The sequence below is a fragment of the Segatella copri genome (assembly GCF_026015465.1).
Classification (GTDB): Bacteria; Bacteroidota; Bacteroidia; order Bacteroidales; family Bacteroidaceae; genus Prevotella; species Prevotella copri_E.
The window spans coordinates 49,805-72,694 of record NZ_JAPDUQ010000004.1 but is presented as its reverse complement, the minus strand read 5'-3'; the positions used below and the strand labels follow the sequence as shown (position 1 = coordinate 72,694).

Annotated in this window: 19 protein-coding genes; 14 read left to right on the top strand and 5 right to left on the bottom strand. The window is 43.9% G+C overall.

All coding sequences use genetic code 11. The features are described from left to right. Positions 1-42 precede the first annotated feature (42 nt). The 7 genes from ONT08_RS13630 to ONT08_RS13600 all read left to right on the top strand — a co-directional run bounded on the left by ONT08_RS13630 (position 43) and on the right by ONT08_RS13600 (position 8,730). On the top strand, positions 43-906 hold the full coding sequence (locus tag ONT08_RS13630; RefSeq protein WP_264960199.1) for an AlbA family DNA-binding domain-containing protein: 864 nt from the start codon (positions 43-45) through the stop codon (positions 904-906). Positions 907-930: 24 nt separating this feature from the next. Continuing rightward, positions 931-1,533 (top strand): ATP-binding protein, encoded by a 603-nt coding sequence (locus ONT08_RS13625; protein WP_264960198.1) that lies wholly within the window; start codon positions 931-933, stop codon positions 1,531-1,533. Between the two features lie 166 nt (positions 1,534-1,699). Then, positions 1,700-3,670, top strand: coding sequence for an AAA family ATPase (locus ONT08_RS13620; protein WP_264960197.1), 1,971 nt, complete (start codon positions 1,700-1,702; stop codon positions 3,668-3,670). Continuing rightward, positions 3,667-4,716, top strand: a complete 1,050-nt coding sequence (mcrC, locus tag ONT08_RS13615; RefSeq protein WP_264960196.1) for a 5-methylcytosine-specific restriction endonuclease system specificity protein McrC — start codon at positions 3,667-3,669, stop codon at positions 4,714-4,716. Before ONT08_RS13620 ends, mcrC begins: the two co-directional genes overlap by 4 nt. Before the next feature lie 157 nt (positions 4,717-4,873). Continuing rightward, the gene (locus ONT08_RS13610) at positions 4,874-5,353 is read left to right on the top strand and encodes an RNA polymerase sigma factor (RefSeq protein ID WP_264960195.1); all 480 of its coding nucleotides are present in this window, start codon (positions 4,874-4,876) and stop codon (positions 5,351-5,353) included. Positions 5,354-5,427: 74 nt separating this feature from the next. Next, a complete protein-coding gene (locus tag ONT08_RS13605) occupies positions 5,428-6,150 on the top strand; it encodes a DUF4974 domain-containing protein (RefSeq protein ID WP_117586228.1) in 723 nt (240 codons plus the stop codon). 12 nt (positions 6,151-6,162) lie between these two features. Then, positions 6,163-8,730, top strand: coding sequence for a TonB-dependent receptor domain-containing protein (locus tag ONT08_RS13600; protein WP_264960194.1), 2,568 nt, complete (start codon positions 6,163-6,165; stop codon positions 8,728-8,730). A gap of 11 nt (positions 8,731-8,741) precedes the next feature. Here ONT08_RS13600 and pepI read toward each other — a convergent pair whose 3' ends face one another. Then, on the bottom strand, positions 8,742-9,623 hold the full coding sequence (gene pepI / locus ONT08_RS13595; RefSeq protein ID WP_264960193.1) for a proline iminopeptidase: 882 nt from the start codon (positions 9,621-9,623) through the stop codon (positions 8,742-8,744). A 290-nt stretch (positions 9,624-9,913) separates the two neighbouring features. Between pepI and ONT08_RS13590 the strand changes: the two genes are divergently transcribed. The 4 genes from ONT08_RS13590 to ONT08_RS13575 all read left to right on the top strand — a co-directional run bounded on the left by ONT08_RS13590 (position 9,914) and on the right by ONT08_RS13575 (position 14,432). Then, positions 9,914-10,516, top strand: a complete 603-nt coding sequence (locus ONT08_RS13590) for a riboflavin synthase (protein WP_022120073.1) — start codon at positions 9,914-9,916, stop codon at positions 10,514-10,516. A 271-nt stretch (positions 10,517-10,787) separates the two neighbouring features. Next, positions 10,788-11,657: an electron transfer flavoprotein subunit beta/FixA family protein gene (locus ONT08_RS13585; RefSeq protein ID WP_006847063.1), complete on the top strand. Its 870-nt coding sequence runs from the start codon at positions 10,788-10,790 to the stop codon at positions 11,655-11,657. A gap of 13 nt (positions 11,658-11,670) precedes the next feature. Beyond that, positions 11,671-12,693 (top strand): electron transfer flavoprotein subunit alpha/FixB family protein, encoded by a 1,023-nt coding sequence (locus ONT08_RS13580; RefSeq protein WP_006847062.1) that lies wholly within the window; start codon positions 11,671-11,673, stop codon positions 12,691-12,693. 35 nt (positions 12,694-12,728) lie between these two features. Beyond that, positions 12,729-14,432 carry an acyl-CoA dehydrogenase family protein gene (locus ONT08_RS13575; RefSeq protein ID WP_117729293.1) on the top strand — a complete coding sequence of 568 codons (1,704 nt, stop codon included), beginning with the start codon at positions 12,729-12,731 and terminating at the stop codon, positions 14,430-14,432. A 445-nt stretch (positions 14,433-14,877) separates the two neighbouring features. On the opposite strand, the gene ONT08_RS13570 is transcribed toward ONT08_RS13575, so the two are convergent. Further along, on the bottom strand, positions 14,878-15,045 hold the full coding sequence (locus tag ONT08_RS13570) for a hypothetical protein (RefSeq protein WP_181985815.1): 168 nt from the start codon (positions 15,043-15,045) through the stop codon (positions 14,878-14,880). A gap of 36 nt (positions 15,046-15,081) precedes the next feature. On the opposite strand from ONT08_RS13570, the gene ONT08_RS13565 reads away from it, so the two are divergent. Together ONT08_RS13565 and ONT08_RS13560 are read left to right on the top strand one after the other, a co-directional pair. Then, positions 15,082-15,744 (top strand): DUF4476 domain-containing protein, encoded by a 663-nt coding sequence (locus tag ONT08_RS13565; protein ID WP_118085515.1) that lies wholly within the window; start codon positions 15,082-15,084, stop codon positions 15,742-15,744. A gap of 193 nt (positions 15,745-15,937) precedes the next feature. Next, complete coding sequence (locus tag ONT08_RS13560) at positions 15,938-16,663, top strand: class I SAM-dependent methyltransferase (protein ID WP_118085516.1); 726 nt, start codon at positions 15,938-15,940, stop codon at positions 16,661-16,663. Between the two features lie 59 nt (positions 16,664-16,722). Here ONT08_RS13560 and ONT08_RS13555 read toward each other — a convergent pair whose 3' ends face one another. Next, the gene (locus tag ONT08_RS13555; RefSeq protein ID WP_264960192.1) at positions 16,723-17,376 is read right to left on the bottom strand and encodes an MgtC/SapB family protein; all 654 of its coding nucleotides are present in this window, start codon (positions 17,374-17,376) and stop codon (positions 16,723-16,725) included. 182 nt (positions 17,377-17,558) lie between these two features. Between ONT08_RS13555 and ettA the strand changes: the two genes are divergently transcribed. Beyond that, complete coding sequence (ettA, locus tag ONT08_RS13550) at positions 17,559-19,256, top strand: energy-dependent translational throttle protein EttA (RefSeq protein ID WP_264960191.1); 1,698 nt, start codon at positions 17,559-17,561, stop codon at positions 19,254-19,256. Between the two features lie 259 nt (positions 19,257-19,515). On the opposite strand, the gene ONT08_RS13545 is transcribed toward ettA, so the two are convergent. Then, positions 19,516-21,072: an IS1182 family transposase gene (locus ONT08_RS13545; RefSeq protein ID WP_118200255.1), complete on the bottom strand. Its 1,557-nt coding sequence runs from the start codon at positions 21,070-21,072 to the stop codon at positions 19,516-19,518. A gap of 666 nt (positions 21,073-21,738) precedes the next feature. Beyond that, positions 21,739-22,890, bottom strand: coding sequence for a YncE family protein (locus ONT08_RS13540; protein WP_264960190.1), 1,152 nt, complete (start codon positions 22,888-22,890; stop codon positions 21,739-21,741).

Here is a 22,890-nt window from a genome sequence, read left to right as displayed (position 1 = left end):
AGGGAGGAAGAAATTCTATATTTCAATTTAATCATCATTATTATGACAAAGGAAGAGCTGATAGACAGAATCAACGACATCGAATGGGAGGACTTCGAGACTAAGGAGGCCAAGAGCGAACTCCCTAAGAACATATGGGAAACCGTAAGTGCATTCGCCAACACTTCCGGCGGATGGATAGTGCTTGGAGTAAAGCAGAATGGCAAGAAGTTTGAAATCTCCGGAGTTGACAATGCAGAGAAGTTGGAACAAGACTTTTTGGGTACTTTGCGTTCCCAAAAGTTCAATGAGCCAGTCGATGCCAAGAGTATGCTCTATCATATAGATGGGCATAGGGTCTTGGCATTTCATATTGCATCATCACCCCACAAGCCTATCTACTATAACAATCCACAGAATACATTCATCCGATTTGGCAGTGGAGACCAACGAGCAACCAATGGTGAGATAACCGCCATGTTTCATAACCAATCATTCGGCATCAAGTCTGAGCAAATACTCTTAGACTCAGACCTCTCCATGCTCAATGAGGATACCATTCGTGACTATCGCAACTACTTCAAGCTCTATAGTCCTCGTCCTAATCTGATAGGCAATGACATCGCTGACTTCTGCAAGCGCATCGGAATTGCCGACAATGAGGGACATCTGAATTATGGTGGTTTGATGTGCTTTGGCAAAGAAGAATGGGTTCGCCGTTATGTTCCTACGTTTTGGATGGACTTGGTGGAGATTCCGGGCAGAAGTGTAAGAGAAGCACGAACTCGCTATACCTATCGCATCCCAGAGCAAGAGAACCTTTGGGAGTATTTTCAGATTATGATTAGGAGACTGCGCCTCATCGTGGATACTCCATTCATGATGAACGACGAGGGATTCAATGTGGAAGACCGCTCGCAATTCTAGATTCTGAGAGAGGCATTGGTCAATATGCTCTCCCACTTCGACCCTTTCAGCACCATTCACTCCTGCATCCATATCTACACCGACAGAGTCGAGTTCTTCAATGCAGGTGGCTATCCAGTGCCTATATCCCAACTGGGCAACCATCTCTATTCTAATCCTCGCAACCCGATTATCGCCAAGATATTCAGACTGGTAAACCTATCTGAAACCATCGGTTATGGTTTTGACATGATGAACGAGTGGAAAGAAATCACAGGCAATGACGTGACTTTTGAGAGTGATATTTGTACCAGCACTGTCACTTTTTGGCTGAATAGTGACAAAGCTAGTGACAGAGCTACTAACAGAGCTACTAACAGAGCTACTAACAGAGCTGAAGGTGATAATACATATACAGATGCAACAGACAAAGTTGTATCCATTCTTGAGTTCTGCAAAGAACCAAAATACAGAAAGGAAATATACGATTTAATTGGTGTTACGTATCAACAATGGAACTTCAAGGCATTCATCGAACCTTTGTTACTTCATGATTATCTGGAACTTACGGTACCAGATAAGCCGACAAGTCCTAAGCAACAATACAGAACAACCAAAAAGGGTTTGTTGTTCTTGGAGACAATATAAACAATACGACTCTGTCGTTTTGTTTTGATACAGAACGACAAAGTCAACGACAGAGTCAGATAATTCAAGCTCTGCTACTTTTCATGAAATAGTAACAGAGCTAGTAACTATGTTAGTAACCATGTCGGTAACTATGTCAGTAATTATTTTCAAAAAAAGAAAAATTATGAACGATATAAAACTTACATCAGATAAAATAGGGAAAAAAGAAGTTAAGAAACTACGCCAAAAGCTTTTGAAAGACTTTCTTCACACATTTCCTCTAGATTCGCTCCAAGGCATGACTTTGGAGCAATATACCAATTTGAACAAAGATGACTCTTTCTGCTATTGGCTAGAATCTCGCACATACGAATTGGGATCTATATGGGGTGGCTCATCATATAAATTTGGTATCTATGAATATCGTATTAAGACCAATATTCACAACACAAAGTTTATCAGTGATGAAAAATATGCTTGGTATGCAAGATATAATAAGCCTACAGCTCAAGAAGCTTTCAACGTAGTAAAGAACGCTATCATCAAAATTGCAACAAACGCCAGCAAGAGGAACTTTGAAACTTTAGATACGATTACAGAATTAGGAGAAGGCTATAGATGGAAGATAGCATTCTTATACTCCAACAACCAGCTTGTCCCTATTTACAAGAAAGATATGCTTGTAAAATTGGCAACACATTTTGGTTTAGCAGGAGCTAAAGCTATGCCTATATCAAAACTTCAAGCTTTCCTAATGCAGCAGAAAGGAGACAAGGACATCTTTGACTATTACGAAGAATTGCTTACTATTTTGAAAGAATTAGACTATGTTCAGACTACAGAAGCTACAAATGAGACAGAAGACAATATCAACAAGCAATATTGGTGGCTCGTAGCCATCCCTAAGATTTGGAGTTTCTCCAAGATGAAGGTTGGTGATATACAAGACTATACTCTTTACAATGAGAACGGCAATCCAAGAAGAGTCTTCCAGAACTTCGTGAATGCCAAGAAAGGGGATATTGTCATAGGGTATGAGGCTAACCCAGTGAAACAAATCGTTGCCATTGCCGAAATCGACACACCATCCGATGGACAACACATTTGCTTCAAGAAAGTAGAATCACTGCAATCCCCTATCGACTACGCCACATTCAAAGATGCACCGGAGCTAAAAAGCATGGAATTCATCCAAAACAAGAATGGTTCGCTTTTCAAGGTTGCACCAGACGAATATGAATACCTGATAGATCTCATCAGAGAATCTAATCCAAAAGAAGACAACAAACAGTTGGAAACCTATACCCAAGAGGACTTTCTAAAGGAAGTGTATATGAGCGAAGAAGACTATACCAAGTTGCGCTCGCTCTTGCAAAACAAGAAGAACATCATCTTGCAAGGAGCACCTGGTGTAGGTAAGACTTTCTCCGCCAAAAGATTGGCTTACTCCATGATGGGTGAAAAAGATGAATCAAGAATCGAATTCATCCAATTCCACCAAAACTATAGCTATGAGGATTTCATGATGGGGTATCGACCTAACGAAGATGGTGGTTTCGAACTCAAAAAGGGAGTTTTCTATAACTTCTGCAAACGAGCCCAAAGCAATCCCGACAAGGACTATTTCTTCATCATAGATGAAATAAACCGAGGAAATTTGAGCAAGATATTTGGTGAATTGTTGATGCTGATAGAAAAAGACTATCGAGACACAGAAATCAAATTGGCTTATAATGGCGAAATGTTTAGCGTGCCAAACAACCTATATATAATAGGTATGATGAATACAGCAGACAGAAGCCTTGCCATGATAGACTATGCCTTGCGCCGTCGATTTAGTTTCTATGAAATGACTCCTGGATTTGACACTGAAGGTTTCAAGAAGTACCAAGAGTCCATAGGAAATGATAAGTTTGATAACGTTGTCAATGCCATAGTTTCACTCAACCAAGACATTACCAATGACGATTCACTTGGTTCGGGATTCTGTATCGGTCACAGTTACTTCTGCTCTTCCAAGCCAAATGACATCAACGATTTGTGGTTGGAAAATATCGTGGAATACGACATCAAGCCAATGCTTAGAGAATATTGGTTTGACAACGATTCGAAGTATCAAACGGCTGTAGAAAAACTATTAGACGCACTCAAATGACGAAAGACAAGAACATATTTATACTCAACATCTACTATATGCTCACTTATGCTTTTCGTGAGCTAAAGCAGAACAACTATGAAGAGATTACTGGTGAGAATTTCGACAACATACAACAATTGTTTGCCGAAATTCTCATCAAGGGCATCTCATGCCAACTGAAACAAGGTATTTTCAAGCAATATATCATTCGCAAAGACTCACTCTCTACCCTTCGCGGAAAACTTGACTTGAACGCTACCATTCAAAACAAGTTATGCAGAAAGCAAGAAATCGGTTGTGAATATGATGAGTTATCGGAAAACAACATCTTCAATCAGATTATAAAAGCAACTGTCTTTGGTCTTCTCAAGCACGGAAACATCAAAAAAGATCAAAAGACCAAGCTAAAGAATCTCATGCTGTTCTTTTCAGGCATCGACATCATCGAACTAAGCACGATAAAATGGAATATACTGACATTTGACAGAAACAACAAATCCTATCAAATGCTACTTTATATCTGTTATTTCCTTACCGAGGATATTCTGATGACAACAGAAAAGGGGAAATACAAGATGAAGTCATTTACTGATGAACATCTTTGTCGCCTTTTCGAGAAGTTTGTCTTAGAATACTATAGGTCTAAACATCCTGAATACAAGGCTCAAGCTGCACAAATAGATTGGAACATCGACCGAGATGTATCTTCCACTCATATTCTTCCTATCATGCAAACAGACATATTACTTACTCTCAATGACCGAACACTCATCATTGACACTAAGTTTTATGGACATACCATGCAAGTGCAATTTGACAAAGCGACAATACATTCTAACAACTTGTACCAAATTCATACATATGTCATGAATAAGGACAAACTGCATTCGGGCAAAGTGGATGGCATGTTGCTCTATGCTAAAACAGACGAAGACATCACACCCAATGGAAGTATGAAGCTTGCGGATGGCAATACCATATACTTCCGCACTCTTGACCTCAATGTACCTTTCGCTGAAATAGAGAAGCAATTAGAGGCTTTCGTATCGTATTCAGATTACTAAAAAATGCCGATAGTGGTGCCAAAAGTCCTAAAAAAATCGACTTTTGGCACCACTATCGGTACTTTTCGATGTTTTTTCATATAAAAAACTTCATCTTAGGGGGTGATTGAATCTTCTTTTGTTTGTATATAAGCGTAGAAACAAGAAAAAAAAAGAAATGACAGAGAAAAAAGAAAAACAGATGGAACAGCTTTTTCGCGCCAACTACGAAAGGATGTATCGCTTAGCTTTTGCCTTGCTCCATGACAATGAGGAGGCAAGAGATGCGGTAAGCGATGTCTTTTCTAAGTTGTGGGAGCATGACGTAAAAGAGGAGACCGCCTCATCTTATCTCATGCAAAGCGTGAAAAATGCTTGTCTCAATCTCATCGCTCAAAAGAAACGGGATGAACGATTACAGCAGCTTCTTCCGTTAGAGGTAGAACAAGATGCACAGTTGGAAGAAAGATGGCAAGCTACGGTCCACTGCATAGACCATGACCTTACGCCACAAACTGCTTCTGTGATTCGCCTCTGTTTTGGCGAGCAAATGTCGTATAAGGAAACGGCAGAAGAATTGGGCATCAGCATCTCGGCTGTGAACAAACATATCGTAAAAGGTTTGCGAACGCTGAGAGATAAATTGAAAGACTTATAGATAAACTTAAGTGAAGAGGCTTGAAGACGTCCTGGCTTTAGATCTTATTACAAACAAAAGAAAGGAATGAAAATATGAAACAAGATTCATCACATACTGATAAATGGGATATTCTTCTCGATCTATTGGAGAATCCTACCGCATATTCCAAGACCCAGAAAAACGAGATTCTTGGGGATGAGGAAACTTTAGAAATGTACCGACAGATCGTGAATGTTCATCAGGCTCTTGATTCTCAAAAGAAGGATGAAGAGATCAACCTACCTTCTATGGATGAGGAGTGGGAAAAATTGAAAGAAAAGAAGTTGGGCAATATGGGAATCGAACCAAAGGAGAAGAGACTTGCGAAGACGGTAGCCCTTTGGAGCCCGATGAGAAAAGTAGCCGCAATAGTGGCAGTACTCGTCGTATCTGGCTTCACTTTCGCTGCCATACATTTGGCATATCATTCTTCCCAAGATACTCCTTCTCATGAAAACAAAATGGCAATGGAGGAAACAGAGAATAAGGATTCTGTACGACTTGTTACTACAACGGTACAGAAAACAAGTGCCGTTAATGATAGCGTATCCACCAAACTCCCTCTGCTCTATGAAGACCAGGAACTTCAGGCTATCTTGTTGCCTATCACCCAGCATTTTAATGTTCAAGTGGTTTATAAGAAGGAGTCTTCAAGGCACATTCGCCTTTACCTCCAACTAACAGAGCAAATGAGCCTGGATGAAATCATCGAACTGATGAATCATTTTGAGAAAGTGAACATTCATTCAGAGGGGAATACTTTGATTGTCGAGTAAAAACAGAAAGCAATGAAAAAACAAGAATATATCAAGTTGATGGCATGTTGGTTTGTCTTATTGATGCTCCAATTCCAACCCATCCATGCCCAACGTATCAGCCATAACTTCCGCAACACTTCTATGTCGGAAGCACTTACTACACTTGCCAAAAGCACAAGAGATTATCGTATCAACTTCATGTACAATGAGTTGGAAGACTTTACGGTTACCACTCACATCGTGAAGCGTACAGCCCCTGAAGCTATCGAGCAAATCATCGGATTTTATCCCATGAAGATGACGATAGATGGTAAAAACATCTTTGTGGAATGTACTCAAAAGACACCTATCAAAATGATAGGACGTGTTGTGGATGTCCAGCATCATCCTGTGGATTTTGCCAATGTCAGTTTGTTGAATGTACAAGATTCTTCTTTCATTACGGGTGGTGTGACCAATGAAAATGGTCAGTTTGTCATACCTTGCGAGATAAGAAAAGCCATCGTGAAGGTAAGTTGCGTAGGTTATCAGACGCAAACTCGTACCTTTGATACCGGTAAGATTGGCAGTATCACCTTGAAAGAGGCAACCATGCATCTGCAAAAGGTCGTGGTAAAATCGTCACGCCCCGTTGTAGCCATCAAGGGCAATGCTTTGGTTACAACAGTAGCCAACTCTCAGTTAGAACATGCAGGAACGGCGAACGATGTGCTTCGACAAATACCAATGGTCACAGGCAGAGATGGAAACTTCGAGGTGTTTGGCAAGGGTACACCTCTTATATATATTAATGGTCGTGCCGTACAAGACAAGAATGAACTTTCACAGCTCAATTCGCAAGACATCAAGAATGTGGAAGTCATCACCAATCCTGGTGCCAAGTATGACGCCTCCGTCAAGTCTGTTATCCGTATTCGCACCAAATTGCCACAAGGTGAAGGCTTTGGAGGAACGCTTCGTGCGCAAAATGGTTTTCGACACTATTCCTCTAGCATGGAGCAAGCCAACTTGAAATATCGCACAGGTGGACTGGAACTATTCACCAATCTCAACTATTATGGTGGTAAATTCTATAGTCTTGAAAACATGAAGATGGAAACGCAAGGTTCCACCTCTTGGCTTCAGAATATAAAGAGCTTCAACCACATGAGAAACAACGAGTTCTTTGGCAAGTTTGGATTCTCTTGGATGATCAACGAGCATCATTCTATCGGTGCCTACTATATGAATGGAGCTGCTTTGCAGAAGCCGAATTCCGATTATAGTTCGACATCGTATGCCGATGGAGAGTTGGACGAAGAAGTTTCCGCAGTAAAAAGAGGGAGAAAGCATACTGTGCCAAAACACCATGCCAATATTTATTATAATGGTGAGGTGGGCAAACTGGGCATCGACTTCAACCTGGATTACATGTGGAGAAAGAAGCGAGAAACTTCCGATCAGGAAGAGACAAATGGGAACCAACAGCAGAAAATGGTGGCTTCTACGAGCATCGGACACTCCCGAATGTTTGCAGAAAAGTTGGTATTGAGCTATCCTCTGTGGAAAGGACAAATCGAAGTGGGCAATGAATATATCGCCTCGCAGATGTTGAATGATTTCCATATCAATATGGCTACCATTGGCAATAGCAACACCAAGAGTGACGAGAAGAATATGGCAGGTTTCTTCTCCATTGGTCAGCAGTTGGGTAAAATCGCAGTTGAGGCAGGTCTTCGCTACGAGCATGTCACCTTCAAATATACGGAGAATGGACAACTCAAGGAAGACCAAAGCAAGACTTATAACAATGTGTTCCCTTCCTTGTCTATTTCTACAGAGATAGGAAAGACACAATGGGCATTGAGTTACACCAGCAAGACGCAGCGTCCATCATACGAAGACCTAGATGGGACAGTCACCTATGTCAATCGTTTGCTCTTGGGAAGTGGCAATCCTTATCTTTCTCCTGTCAAGATTCATTCCGTGGAACTGATGGGTGCATGGAAGCAATTTTTTGCAAAGGTATCATACGATTACAAAAAGGATGCCATCATCAACATCTCAAAACCTTACGGAGAAAATGGAGAGATGAAGTATCTCACCTTGGAGAATGCGCCCAAGATACAAGAGTTACAAGCATTCGTTGGCGCACAATTCCAAGTCGGGATTTGGCAACCGAAGGTCAATGCCGGTATCATCAAGCAATGGTTTTCTGGGGAGTATCTCGGTGAGCACAAGTCCTTCGGCAATCCATTGGGTATCGTGCAGTTCCAGAATGCCATCCATCTGCCAGGTGACATCTGGATGAACATTGACATGGAATGGAACAGCCGTGGAAACAAGGAGAACATGCAGCTCAGTTCTTCCTCTAGCCTTAATGCAAAACTTTACAAGGCTTTCTGCAAGAATCGTTTCTCGGTTACACTGGAAGGTAACGACATCTTCAACAAGAGCAATCGTGACATACTATTCTACAATAAGGATGTCACGCTTTGGCAAAGCAACACCAGCGATAGCCGTTCCTTGCTCTTGACATTCCAGTATAACTTCAATACGTCAAGAAGTCGATACAAGGGTCAAGGTGCTGGTAATGAAGAATTGAATCGCTTCAAATAATTCCAAAGAGCCTAATCTTTCTCCTCCATCCATTCTTCCAGCACCTGGCAATACTCATCATTTTGCTCGGCGAAAGGCATGTGGCGGGCTCCTACGAAGAGATGCCACTTGGATTCGGAGATACCATCATAGAGGGTCTTTGCCACCAAAGGAGTGCAGAGATCGTTGGTGCCACTCATCACCAAGCATGGCACTTGAATCTCGCCAAGGCGATCGGTGTAATCATAATCACGGAGTGTACCTGTAGGAGTGTATTCGTTTGGTCCCCAACCATGGAGATAAGCCTCAGCACCAGCACGCTTCTTCCGGCGAAGACACTCTGGACTATCCTCCGTCACCTCACCGGCACAATGCAGGAGCATGAAGTGTTCATTCGCCTTGGCATACGCCTCGCTCGAAAAGTCATTCTTCGCCTCAGCCTCAGCGATGGCACGCTGGTCTTCCTCCGACATAAACTTAATCATGCGATGTTGCTCACTTGCCCAAAGCTTGCTGCTCGAAAGAGTGCTGCTGAGGATGGCTGACTTCACGCCCTTTGCTTGCTTCTCTATCAGATAGATGATGGCGAGCATGCCACCCCACGACTGTCCCAAGAGATGAAAATGGTCGATGTGGAGATAGTCGATGAGCACACAGAGTTCGTTGAGCCAAGTCTCAGGAGTCCAGAGTTCGGGATGTCCCTCCACAAATGAGTTGCCACAGCCCAACTGGTCGTACATGATGACAGCTCTACCTGATTCCGCTACCCTATCCAATAGCTCGAAATAGTTGTGGGTACTGCCTGGTCCACCATGCAAGAGGATGATAGGGCTCTTGCCCTCCTCTGTTTTACCTACGATACGATAATATGTTTGATAGCCCATGAAGGGCATATAACCTTCCTTGATTTCCATTGTCTTCAAATGTTTTTATTGTTACCTAAACTGTGTTATCTAATCTTGCTGCTCCTATACCTTATTATATAGTCTTCATTATTCTTCATATTCGGTGGAGTTTTGGAAAGACATGTATATCACATTTATCATGTGCATATATTATGATGTGCAAAAATATAAAAAATATGGCAATTAAACAAATATATCTTGCTTATTTTATCAAAAGAACTTAAATAATTTGGCTGTTTCTAGCTAATGCAATATCTTTGCATTCTAAATAATCATGAAATCAAATAAAAATAGAATATATGTTTAGTGGAATCGTAGAAGAAATGGCTACCGTCGTAGCTATCAGACATGATAAGGAGAACATCGACTTTACGTTGAAGTGCTCTTTCGTTGATGAACTCGGCATCGACCAGAGCGTGGCGCATAACGGCGTCTGCCTCACTGTGGTGGAAATCAAGGACGGTACTTATACCGTTACTGCCATGAAGGAAACCCTGGACCGCAGTAATCTGGGTCTGCTCAAGGTGGGCGACAAGGTAAACGTGGAACGTTCGATGGTGATGAACGGCCGTCTGGATGGTCATATCGTACAGGGACACGTGGACGAGACTGCCAAATGTATCGCAATGAAAGACGCTGATGGCTCTACTTATTTTACTTTCGAATATGAGCTCAATAAGGAAATGGCAAGAAAAGGATATTTCACGGTCGACAAGGGCAGCGTTACCGTTAACGGCGTTTCGCTCACCGTCTGTGATCCTACAGACAACACATTTACCGTTGCTATCATTCCTTATACCAGAGAGAATACCAACTTCTGCGACATCGAAGTGGGAACGGTAGTGAATATCGAATTCGACATTCTGGGCAAATATATCGCTCGACTCAAGAGCTTTGAATAAGCCAGCAAAGTTAAGTACGGACGTTCTAAAAAACTTGCACATTTCTTGCGTTTTGCGCACAAAGCAAGTCTAAATGTGCATTTTTTTTATAAAATATTTGCGTAAGCCATAAAAAAGTGTTACTTTTGCCCCCGTGTTTTGTCCCAAATTGAACATTGGACAGTAACTTATTAGACGATAGCAAGTCTGACAATCGCACTAGACGACGTACAACTTGAGTACTGAGCACTAACAAACTTAGGAAATTATAACAATAACCATTTTTAAAAATATGAGTTTAAAAATCGTAGTACTTGCCAAGCAAGTACCTGACACAAGAAATGTGGGTAAGGATGCGATGACCGCCGAAGGCACAGTAAATCGCGCTGCCCTTCCTGCAATCTTCAATCCTGAAGATTTGAACGCATTGGAGCAGGCTCTCCGTTTGAAAGAGCAGAATCCAGGTTCTACAGTTGGAATTTTGACCATGGGTCCTCCACGTGCTGGAGAAATCATCCGCCAGGGTCTTTATCGTGGTGCTGATACAGGTTGGTTGCTTACCGACCGTCTCTTTGCCGGTGCTGATACATTGGCTACTTCTTATGCCCTTGCTACTGGTATCCAGAAGATTGGTGACGTTGACATCGTAATCGGTGGTCGCCAGGCTATCGATGGTGATACAGCCCAGGTAGGTCCGCAGGTGGCTCAGAAGTTGGGATTGAACCAGGTAACCTACGCAGAGGAAATCCTCAAGGTAGAGGATGGCAAGGCTACTATACGCCGCCTCATTGATGGTGGTGTGGAGACTGTTGAGGCTCCATTGCCATTGGTTATCACCGTAAACGGAAGTGCTGCTCCATGTCGCCCATGCAACGTGAAGCTCGTAATGAAATATAAATACGCTACCTGCCCTATGGAGCGCAAGGGTGATGAGCCTTGGGCCAACCTCTATGAAGAGCGCCCTTACCTCACTCTGAACCAGTGGAGTGTTGCCGATGTTGACGGCGACCCTGCACAATGCGGTTTGAGCGGTTCACCTACCAAGGTGAAGGCCGTGAAGAACATCGTGTTCCAGGCTAAGGAAAGCAAGACCTTGACCAGCAGCGATGAAGACATCGACGGACTGATGAAGGAATTGTTGAACGAAAGTATTATCGGATAATTTTGAAAAGACAATGAACAACGTATTTGTATATTGCGAGGTAGAAGGCACAACCGTTGCCGAGGTATCTCAGGAATTGCTCACCAAGGGTCGTAAGCTCGCTAACCAGCAGGGCGTGGAGCTCCATGCCATCGTGGCTGGTACCGGCATCAAGGGTCAGGTAGAGGATCAGATTCTCCCTTATGGTGTAGATAAATTATTTGTTTTCGATGCTGAGGGATTGTTCCCATATACTTCAGCTCCTCATACAGACATTCTCGTCAACCTCTTCAAGGAGGAGAAGCCTCAGATTGCATTGATGGGTGCTACCGTTATCGGTCGCGACCTCGGTCCTCGTGTTTCTTCTTCATTGACCAGCGGTCTTACCGCCGACTGTACAGAACTTGAAATCGGTGATTACGACGATAAGAAGAGTGGTAAGCACTATGAGGGTCTGCTCTATCAGATTCGTCCTGCCTTCGGTGGTAACATCGTGGCTACTATCGTAAACCCAGACCACCGTCCTCAGATGGCTACCGTTCGCTCTGGCGTGATGCAGAAGAGCATCTACGAGGGTGAGTGCAAGAAGGAAGTGGTTTATCCAGAGGTAAGCAAGTATGTTCCTGCTGAGGACTTCGTAGTAAAAGTACTCGACCACCACGTAGAGGCTGCCAAGCACAACCTGAAGGGTTCTGCCATCGTCGTAGCCGGCGGTTATGGCGTAGGAAGCAAAGAAGGCTTCGACCAGCTCTTCGAGTTGGCTCATCTCCTCCATGGTGAGGTAGGTGCTTCTCGTGCTGCAGTAGATGCAGGTTGGGTAGATCACGACCGTCAGATTGGTCAGACTGGTGTTACCGTTCATCCTAAGGTATATATCGCTTGCGGAATCTCTGGTCAGATTCAGCACATTGCCGGTATGCAGGATTCAGGCATCATCATCTCTGTAAACAACGATCCTGATGCTCCAATCAACAAGATTGCCGACTACGTTATCAACGGCAATGTTGAGGATGTGGTTCCTAAGCTCATCAAGTACTACAAGCAGAATTCTAAGTAATCTGCATTACACATTATTTAAATAAGAAAAGCAAAATGGCTAATTATTATACAGACCATCCTGAAATAGAGTTCCACTTGAATCATCCGCTCATGAAGCGTGTTGTGGACTTGAAGGAAAGAAATTATGTAGAAAAAGACCAGTTTGAAGATGCTCCAGTAAACTACGAGGATGCCATCGAGAACTACAAGCGATTGCTGGATATTACCGGCGATGTAGCTGCTAACATCATCGAACCAAACTCTGAGGATGTTGACCTCGAAGGTCCACACTTGGAAAACGGTCGCATGATCTATGCCAGCAAGACATTCGAGAACCTCGATGCTACCCGCAAGGCTGGCCTCTGGGGCTTGTCAATGCCTCGTCGTTACGGCGGTTTGAACTTGCCTAACGCCATCTTCTCTATGGCTTCAGAGATTATCGCTGCTGCCGATGCCGGTTTCCAGAACATCTGGTCGCTCCAGAGCTGTATCGATACACTCTATGAGTTCGGTTCTGAGGAGCAGCGCCAGAAGTACATCCCTCGCATCTGCGCAGGCGAGACCATGAGTATGGACTTGACTGAGCCTGATGCAGGTTCTGACTTGCAGCGCGTAATGCTGAAGGCTACACAGGATGAGGACGGCACATGGCGTCTGAACGGTGTGAAGCGTTTCATCACCAATGGTGACTCAGACATCCACTTGGTTCTGGCTCGTTCTGAGGAAGGCACAAAGGATGGTCGTGGTCTTTCCATGTTCATCTACGACAAGCGTGATGGTGGCGTAACAGTCCGTCACATCGAGCACAAGTTGGGTATTCATGGTTCTCCAACCTGCGAGTTGGTTTACAAGAATGCCAAGGCTGAGCTTTGCGGTAACACCCGTCTCGGTTTGATTAAGTACGTGATGGCTCTGATGAATGGTGCCCGTCTGGGTATTGCAGCTCAGAGTGTAGGTGTTGAGCAGGAGGCTTACAACGAGGGCTTGGCTTATGCCAAGGAGCGTGCTCAGTTTGGTGAGAAGATCATCAACTTCCCTGCTGTATACGACATGCTTTCAAGAATGAAGGCTAAGTTGGATGCAGGCCGTTCACTTCTCTACTGCTGCGCTCGCTACGTAGATATCTACAAGGCTTTGGAAGACATCGCCCGCGACACTAAGCTCACTCCAGAGGAGCGTCAGGAGATGAAGAAATACACCCGTCTTGCCGATGCATTCACTCCATTGGCTAAGGGTATGAACTCAGAGTATGCTAACCAGAATGCATACGATGCCATCAGCATCCACGGCGGTTCAGGTTTCATCATGGAGTACAAGTGCCAGCGCCTGTTCCGTGATGCCCGCATCTTCTCTATCTACGAGGGAACCACCCAGCTTCAGGTAGTAGCAGCTATCCGCTACATCACCAACGGTACTTATCTCAGCATAATCAAGGAGATGTTGGAGAACGAGGTATCAGATGATTTGAAGGCATTAAAGGAGCGTGTTGCTAAGCTTGTAGAACTTTACGAGGCAGCCATCAACAAGGTGAAGGAAGCTAACGATCAGGCAGTTCACGACTTCCTGGCTCGCCGTCTCTACAACATGACTGGCGACATCGTAATGTCTCTCCTCATCCTCGACGATGCTACCAAGGCACCAGAGATGTTTGCCAAGAGTGCAAATGTTTATGTTCGCATGGCAGAGGAGGAAGTTCTCGGCCATTCAGCATACATCCAGAACTTCAAGGCAGAAGACTTGGAGAGCTTCAAGGCATAAGATTATCATTACAAATATTATATAAAAAGTCCGTGGGAATTTGCTTTTCTACGGACTTTTTCATTTTATTTTTTCTTCTTTGTATTACTTCGAGTCATTGTTGGGTCTGCCACAAATTTTTGCTGCGGATGTCTTGCCGTAAACTTATTCGCTTCATGGTTCGACTCTAAAGTTGGTATACAGTTGTACAGCTAAAAGGTATATAGTCGTACAACCAAAAGATGTATAGTTGTACAACTAAAAGGTGTATAGTCGTACTACTAAAGAGGGTTGCCACTAGGCTCGGCAGACCTTCCGACTGCAGTCAGCAGACCTGCTGACTAGGCTCAGCAGAGCTGCTGACTGCAGTCGGAATCTTCTAGAAACAGGCTTTGTATACTTAATATATTAGTTCATTGAATCTGATTAAACGCCTTTCGTTACTTACTCAGTCGTCTCGGTGCGTTTATTCAGTCATATTAGGCTTTAGCAGTAAATAATAATCTCTTTTTATAATCACAGCCATTCCTGAAAAGTGAACCAAATAACAAAAATCAGAAATAGGGATTTTCCCTTCTACTTTAGGGAATCCTTCTCTTTTTATTTCAAAAGAAAGCTGTACTTTTGCAACCATAAAACAATATAATAACTTATAAAAACAGTTTAGCTTATGAAAAGGAATGATTGGATGGCGCTCATCGCCACAACCATATTGATGTTTGCCGTATGCCTCTCGGCTTCGGCTAAAGGAAAAAGAAACGTAGAGCGCGGAATGACCAAACAAGAAGTGATTGCCATCTTGGGAGAACCTAAGCTCACCAGTTTCGACATGTATGGGGACAAATGGGAATATGCCAAATATAATAATCTGTTTGGAGATTCCAAGTACATCACGATCTTCTTCGATAGAAACGGAAAGGTAGTGCAGTACGATACAAGAATCATAGAACCCAACAGCCAGACGTCGAATGTACAGCAACCACACCCAACTCCACCCCTCTACGATGGAAGATGTGATCCTGATGGCAGAATGGATTACGGCTATTGTCTCGATGATGCTTCCTTCTCCAAACTATATAATAAGGTGAAGAAGGCAAGCTTTGATGACAACAAGTTCGATCTGATAGAAGTGGCAAGTCTCGGCTGTTACTATTCTTGTGCCCAAGCCGTCAGCATGATGAATATATTCACTTTTGGTGACAGCAAGATGAAAGCCCTCAGACTGATGGCTCCTCATATCATAGATTTGCAGAATGCCATTATCATCTATCAGCAATTCAATTTTGAAAGCGAAAAGCAAAAGGTAGGAGAAATATTAAGAAGCAGCAGATAATTATCTGGTATCTTTAAAAAATGATCATCATCTATGATATAAGAGACTTTCATGTTAAATTATGCATATTGTTTAGTCGGTTTAACAAAATAGTTGTATTTTTGTAAAATCAATTAAACAATATTGAGTTATGATTCAAAAAGAAGTAATACCTGTATGGAAATGGTTACTCGATACATAAATTGCAAAACAAATGAATACAAAGATATTATCAAAAGACAAAGACCCGATGGGTGCCGCTATCCTTGATTATCAGAAATCGGGAAGAGCAGGAAGATTACGTGTGCTCTCTTCTATGTTCGAAGAGGACGAAATGCCGGTGAAACATCTCTTCAGAAAAGTTGAGGAGATGCCGATGCTGGAGCAGAAGGCCTTGCAACTCACAAAAGGGCGTGTACTGGATATCGGAGCCGGCAGCGGCTGCCATACGCTCGCCTTGCAGGAGAAGGGCTTGGAGGTAAAAGCCATTGATATTTCTCCTCTGAGCTGCGAAGCGATGGAACTGAGAGGAGTAAAGGATGCGGAATGCATCAATCTTTTCGATGAACATCTGGAAACAGGGTTCGATACCATCCTTCTCCTGATGAACGGAACGGGTATCGCCGGAAAGATAGAACATCTCCCTACCCTCTTCAACCGTCTCAAGGCTTTGCTCAACAAGGGCGGACAGATTCTTATCGATTCCTCCGACCTCAAATATATCTACGAGAATGAAGACGGAAGTTTCGACATCAATCTGAATGGTGCCTACTATGGTGAAGTGGATTATCAGATGATTTACAAAGACATTAAGGGAGACTGTTTCGACTGGCTCTACGTAGATTTCCCATTGCTCAAATCCATCGCCGAAACCTGCGGTATGCATGGCGAACTCGTGGCAGAAGGCGAACATTACGACTATCTGGCTAGGATTTTCTAAGCATATAAAGATAAAAAGGAGTTAAGATGATGGTCTTAACTCCTTTTTATCTTTTCTTTCTATTTAATCGTCGAAATCGTGACGTCCGAGAAATCATTCATATAATCCAGAATCTCCAGCGTATGGAAACCCCGTTTGGCTTTTATTTCAATGCTCGCTTCCACAAATTCTTCCTTAGAAAATCTCCGTTCTTTCAGTTCGTAAGAATGAACTTCCATGCCTTTCTGTTTGATTTTACTGATGAATTCCTTCACGCTGTCCCTTGATGGAGCAGAGAAATTCAGTTCGATGGTAGAGGTTCCCAACTGCGGTATCAGATAATTCAGCACCTCCAGTCCCATCAACACCATCATCGTAGTAATAGCTGCAGCCACATACATACCCGTTCCGCAAGCCAATCCTATAGCTGCCGTCACCCACAAACCAGCAGCCGTTGTCAAGCCCCTGACCACATTCTTCTGGAAGATGATGGTACCGGCACCCAGGAATCCGATACCCGAAACCACTTGGGCAGCAACGCGCGAGGAATCCTTCAGATCAAAGCCAAATCCATACTGGGAAACTACACAGAAAAGCGCACTACCCAGGGCTACCAAGAAGTGAGTGCGGAACCCCGCCTCCTTGGCACGGTATTCTCTTTCGATACCTATCGCTCCTCCTAAAATGAGAGCCAGAGACAGGCGAACAGTCAGGTCTATATAGGTTGTATCCATAAATATCCTTTCTTTTTAAAAGATGAAAGAAGCATTACAAAATGCCTCTATTTGATGTTATCAATGCAAATATACAACTTTTCTTTGAAAGAAAGGCGAGAATTTCAAAAAAATAATGTATCTTTGCAACTGTTAGTGCCTATTTCGGCAATTTATTCACAAATACACATTTATTTATATACATGGCAACAGTTGACGACAAGAAGATTATCTTCTCAATGGTGGGCGTATCTAAGATTATCCCACAAAACCAGAAACAGATTCTGAAGAACATCTACCTATCGTTCTTCTACGGAGCAAAAATCGGTATCATCGGTTTAAACGGTGCCGGTAAATCTACGTTGATGAAAATCATCGCAGGACTTGAGCAACCTACCCAGGGTGAGGTGGTTTGGAGCCCAGGCTACTCTGTGGGCTACTTGCCTCAGGATCCTCCGCTCGACGAGAACAAGACCGTGAAGGAAAACGTGATGGAGGGTGTGCAGAAAATCTATGATGCACTCGCAGAATACGAGGACATCAACAATAAGTTCGGTCTCGAAGAATATTACGGAGACCCTGATAAGATGGACAAGCTGATGCAGCGCCAGGCTGAGGTGCAGGATATCATTGATGCTACCGATGCCTGGAACATCGACTCCAAGCTGGAGCGTGCGATGGCTGCCCTGCACTGTCCTCCTGGCGATTGGCCTGTTACCAATCTCTCGGGTGGTGAGCGCCGCCGCGTGGCTCTCTGCCGTCTGCTCTTGCAGAAGCCGGATGTACTCCTGCTCGATGAGCCTACCAACCACCTGGATGCTGAGAGCATCGACTGGCTGGAGCAGCACCTGCAGCAGTATGAGGGTACCGTCATCGCCGTAACCCACGACCGCTACTTCCTCGACGACGTGAGCGAGTGGATTCTGGAACTGGACCGTGGCGAGGGTTTTCCATGGAAGGGCAACTACTCTTCATGGCTCGACCAGAAGACCAAGCGAATGATTCAGGAGGAGAAGACTGCCTCTAAGCGCCGCAAGACTTTGGAGCGCGAGTTGGAATGGGTTCGCATGGCACCTAAGGCCCGTCAGGCTAAGGGTAAGGCTCGTCTGAACTCTTACGAGCAGATGCTCAACCAGGAGCAGAAGGAGCGCGAGGAGAAACAGGAAATCTTCATCCCTAATGGTCCTCGTCTGGGCAACAAGGTGATCGAGGCTCAGCACGTTAAGAAGGCGTTCGGCGAGAAGGTTCTCTTCAACGACCTCAACTTCATGCTTCCTCCTAACGGCATCGTAGGTGTGATTGGTCCTAACGGAGCCGGCAAGACTACCCTCTTCCGCCTCATCATGGGATTGGATCAGGCAGACGGCGGAACATTCGAGGTGGGTGAAACCGTGAAGCTGGCTTATGTTGACCAGCAGCACAAGGACATCGACCCACAAAAGACTGTTTACGAGGTGATTTCCCAGGGCAACGAGACCTTGCGTCTGGGTGGCAGAGATGTGAATGCACGTGCTTACATCAGCCGCTTCAACTTCTCAGGCACCGACCAGAGCAAGCTCTGCAGTGTTCTCTCGGGTGGTGAGCGTAACCGTCTGCAGTTGGCCTTGGCATTGAAGCAGGAGGGTAATGTATTGCTCCTCGATGAGCCTACCAACGATATCGACGTGAACACGCTGCGTGCATTGGAGGAAGGTTTGGAAGCATTTGCCGGTTGTGCGGTGGTAATCAGCCACGACCGCTGGTTCCTCGACCGAATCTGTACCCACATTCTTGCCTTCGAGGGCAATGGTGAGGTCTTCTTCTTTGAGGGCAGCTATTCTGAGTATGAAATCAACAAGGCGCGCCGTCTTGGCGATACAGAAATCAAGAAGGGTCGCTACCGCAAGTTGATGGAGGAATAAAGATTCGAAAAAGAAAAGAAGGACTCGGTTCTGAAACTATAAAAAACAAAAGAAAAGAGGGTGTGTCATAAGTCTATGGCGCACCCTCTTTTATGTTATTTATTGCATAATCCTAGAAGTATCGTAGCCTATTCCAAAAAGGGAATCATATTATATCGTCTGCAAATTTTACTTTTTCCGATCTTCTCTATTATAAACAGGCAAGAAGTTCACAAAAGGGCATAGTTATCCCTGACGATAAAACAACCAAAATTGAGTTTTATCGTTTTATACCCAAATATTTCTTCAAATTGAATCCCATTCCGAACAATCCTAGATCCATATAAACCTTGTCCATTCCAAAATGCCTGAATCGCTTATAATGCATATCCGCCTTCATCTGCCCAAATACAGCTTCCGGCTCTATCGGTCGCTGGCTTCTGTGTTTCAAGCCCTCTTCAGACGTTAGTAGCAGGAAGGCTTCCTTTTTATATGCATTCAGTTTATGGTTGACATATATGGTTCTGTTGCCTTTGGATTTCTTGCAGAGACTTCCAAGCGGACATCCATCACATCGTTGTGCTCTATATAATGTAATGACAGACACATAGCCGGAGTCACTTTTCGTTTGCCGTTGTCCACAAGGTTCCATGTGTTGTCCCATGGGGCAGACATAATAGTCATCATCCCTGTTGTAGTAGAAGTTCGCTTGGTTGAAGGCATCCTCCTTGAAAGGCTTATGCTGTTCCTTGTGAAACCAGTTGTACTTTACATAACCCATCATTTCTTCCATCTCTAGGTACTCGTAGTTCTCCTCCGAGCCATACCCTGAGTCTGCGGTGACGCTCTTGGATTGCTTTCCATATCTTTTCTTGTACTTATCCAAAAAAGGCTTGAAGGTCAGGGTGTCTGTTGGATTGGGATAAAGGGCGAAATTCGTCCAATATTGATTCTCTGTCGCAATTTGAAGGTTATAGGCAGGCTTTGTCTGCCCATTGTTCATGGCATCTTCCTTGAGGCGCATGAAGGTCGCATCGGGATCAGTCTTGGAGTAACTGTTTCTCTCGCCCAGTATATCCAGTGATTTTTCATACTCGCACAGTTTGTCCGAGGCTTTGAACAAGTGATCTATCTGAGTATTTAGCTTTTGCTTCTCTCTTCCTGTAAGCTTTGCCTTAGGAAGGTTCTTAGCTTGCCTCTCACACAAACGTGCACTTCTCTCTACATCCTTGGCGGAAGTGGCTGGCTCGCTGTCTTCTTCCTTAATGTCACTCCCGCCATTCAGGCGAATTTGTTCTTTTATCTGAGCCAATGCAGCAGAGGTCTTTTCCAAGAGCTTAGCCCTGTTCTTTTCCACAGTCTTCTTCCATACAAACGTGTACTTGTTTGCTTTCGACTCTATCTTAGTGCCATCAACATATTGTTCCTCCAGACTAATCACGCCCTTTTCAACCAATATGGAGACGACTGCATCAAAATAAAAGTCGATGCATTTAATCATATGATTGGATCTAAAGCGGTTGATTGTTGCGAAAGATAATTGCTTACCTCCACAAATCCACATATAGCGAACATCGTATTTAAGTGCGTCCGCTATGCCACGACAGGAATAAACGCCATTGATATAGGCAAAAACAACTAAACTTAGAAGCATCTTCGGACTGTAAGGAGGAGCACCAATCCCATCATAGGTATCCATGAGAGGGTTGATGTCCATACTGCGAACAATACGATCCACCATACGAACTTTGCTGTCTTTTGGCACATAATCATCGAAAGAGTTAGGAAAAAAGCTCAATTCGTGCCGAGTTTCAGATTTTATTTGTATCTTTGCCATACTTAAAGAAGTTTTCTGCAAAGATACAAATCTTTTGCGGAAAGGCAAAGCCCGAGCTTGTGAAAGTTTGGGCTTTGTTGTAAATAAAAACAATTTTTTCAGTTCTGTATCTGGAAAAAGAAGAAAAACGAAAAGGGTGCACCATAGACTTATGACACACCCTCTTTTTTGTTTCTATGCAGCCGTTTTCAAAAGCTTTACCAGATGCAACCAGGACGTTCAGGAAACTGCGTCGCGACGTATCTGGCTGTACGTCGGGACATAACGATTATTACGTCGGGACGTATCAGATGCTACGTCGGGACGTAATTTCTTCTATGTCGTCAGTTAAATTGCAAAAAAACAAATGAAAAAGCCAAGCATTGAACCGAAAAAAAGGATTTTTGCTCAATGCTCTCTTAGTTTTCACCCCAAAATCCCTCTAAAACACCTATATTTCGCTGTTTTTATGGCAATATATGGCAGATAGAACCGAAGAACAGAGAATTGCCATACACATAACACATTCGTAATCAAAGAGATAACCTATCTATATGGCAATATGGCAATTCTTTGGCGCAAAAAAATATATATAAAACAGCATACCCGACAAAAAAAAAGGGAAGCGCCGAAACGACACTTCCCCATGGATTGGATGAATCATATAATCATCTGTCTCGCGACATTTTATTCTGTGTATGCAGTCTTGTAGGCAGAGTCAAAGAACATAGCGCAAGGACCTACACCAGTCTCATACTCATGCAGCTTCTGACCAGCGCTGTCATACTCCACTACATAGCCGTTATCACTATAGTTGGCATAGCCATTATCGCCCAATCTATTAGAGAGCACGAAGATATGACCGTTCAATGGGTCGGCGAAGATGCCGCATGGGCTCACAGGCATCTCTGAGAGCGTCATCGCCTGTGGTTGTGTACTTCCTGCTACGAGCACACTCACGCTAGGAGTGCTGCCAAAAGGTGCATTGAGCACATAGAAATAAGGACGAACCACATCCATACGTGTTGTAGCACTAGGGGTTACGCATACAGCATAGTTGCCATCTGCCACCTTCTGAGACTTGCCCTCGGCGAAACTCACTGCACGTAGGGCATTCTCGCCATAAGCATTATAAGAAGCATCATAATACTGGTTGTCGAGAACATACAAAACATTAGATGCATAATAGATGCTGGTAGGATTGTTCACCCCCTCAATATTCTTTGTCTCTACATTGTCGTTGGAAAGATTGATGCAAGAGATGTTGCCACCACCAGCACCATAGTTGCTGTTGGCAACGTAGAGATTGCCATTACCGATGACCAAGCCCTCAGGATAGCTGCCCACCTTCCACTTCTTCTGAAGAGCAAAATCTGTGGTGTCCACGGCTGCTACATAGCCACCGTATGTAGTGAAATAAACCTTGCCTCCGTCGGCGATGATATGGCGAGGATGGACGCCCTCGGCATTGCCCAGCAGGTCTGTGGTCTTGATTTGCTTGATGCTCTGCTTGGTTTTCTTGTCGATTACCTCGATGGTGTTGCTCTGATCTACGGCAAGATAAATCTTGTTGCCATATACGATGCCGTCGTTGGCAGTATCACCGAGCGGACGACCATTAGCCGCCTTGAATACTTTCTGTGTGGCTGTGCTTGAAGCATAGTCGATAGCTGTGAGAGAGCTCTCAATTTTGTTATACATGTTACCTGAATTCACGACATAAGCGCCCGTGCTGTACTCCTGGAGATAAGTCTCAGGACCATCGTTGTCGTCGCTACATGATGTCATCACTGCAGTACCCATCAAGAGCACCGCCAAACCTAATAAATACTTTTTCAT

Bases quoted from the DNA above. Each gene is read 5' to 3' on its own strand.
- pepI (WP_264960193.1), bottom strand. From the start codon at position 9,623: ATGGAAATCAAGGAAGGTTATATGCCCTTCATGGGCTATCAAACATAT.
- ONT08_RS13580 (WP_006847062.1), top strand. From the start codon at position 11,671: ATGAACAACGTATTTGTATATTGCGAGGTAGAAGGCACAACCGTTGCC.
- ONT08_RS13575 (WP_117729293.1), top strand. From the start codon at position 12,729: ATGGCTAATTATTATACAGACCATCCTGAAATAGAGTTCCACTTGAAT.
- ONT08_RS13540 (WP_264960190.1), bottom strand. From the start codon at position 22,890: ATGAAAAAGTATTTATTAGGTTTGGCGGTGCTCTTGATGGGTACTGCA.
- ONT08_RS13560 (WP_118085516.1), top strand. From the start codon at position 15,938: ATGAATACAAAGATATTATCAAAAGACAAAGACCCGATGGGTGCCGCT.
- ONT08_RS13610 (WP_264960195.1), top strand. From the start codon at position 4,874: ATGACAGAGAAAAAAGAAAAACAGATGGAACAGCTTTTTCGCGCCAAC.
- ettA (WP_264960191.1), top strand. From the start codon at position 17,559: ATGGCAACAGTTGACGACAAGAAGATTATCTTCTCAATGGTGGGCGTA.
- ONT08_RS13555 (WP_264960192.1), bottom strand. From the start codon at position 17,376: ATGGATACAACCTATATAGACCTGACTGTTCGCCTGTCTCTGGCTCTC.
- ONT08_RS13585 (WP_006847063.1), top strand. From the start codon at position 10,788: ATGAGTTTAAAAATCGTAGTACTTGCCAAGCAAGTACCTGACACAAGA.
- ONT08_RS13570 (WP_181985815.1), bottom strand. From the start codon at position 15,045: ATGGTTGCAAAAGTACAGCTTTCTTTTGAAATAAAAAGAGAAGGATTC.
- ONT08_RS13565 (WP_118085515.1), top strand. From the start codon at position 15,082: ATGAAAAGGAATGATTGGATGGCGCTCATCGCCACAACCATATTGATG.
- ONT08_RS13625 (WP_264960198.1), top strand. From the start codon at position 931: ATGCTCTCCCACTTCGACCCTTTCAGCACCATTCACTCCTGCATCCAT.
- ONT08_RS13590 (WP_022120073.1), top strand. From the start codon at position 9,914: ATGTTTAGTGGAATCGTAGAAGAAATGGCTACCGTCGTAGCTATCAGA.
- mcrC (WP_264960196.1), top strand. From the start codon at position 3,667: ATGACGAAAGACAAGAACATATTTATACTCAACATCTACTATATGCTC.
- ONT08_RS13630 (WP_264960199.1), top strand. From the start codon at position 43: ATGACAAAGGAAGAGCTGATAGACAGAATCAACGACATCGAATGGGAG.
- ONT08_RS13545 (WP_118200255.1), bottom strand. From the start codon at position 21,072: ATGGCAAAGATACAAATAAAATCTGAAACTCGGCACGAATTGAGCTTT.
- ONT08_RS13605 (WP_117586228.1), top strand. From the start codon at position 5,428: ATGAAACAAGATTCATCACATACTGATAAATGGGATATTCTTCTCGAT.
- ONT08_RS13620 (WP_264960197.1), top strand. From the start codon at position 1,700: ATGAACGATATAAAACTTACATCAGATAAAATAGGGAAAAAAGAAGTT.
- ONT08_RS13600 (WP_264960194.1), top strand. From the start codon at position 6,163: ATGAAAAAACAAGAATATATCAAGTTGATGGCATGTTGGTTTGTCTTA.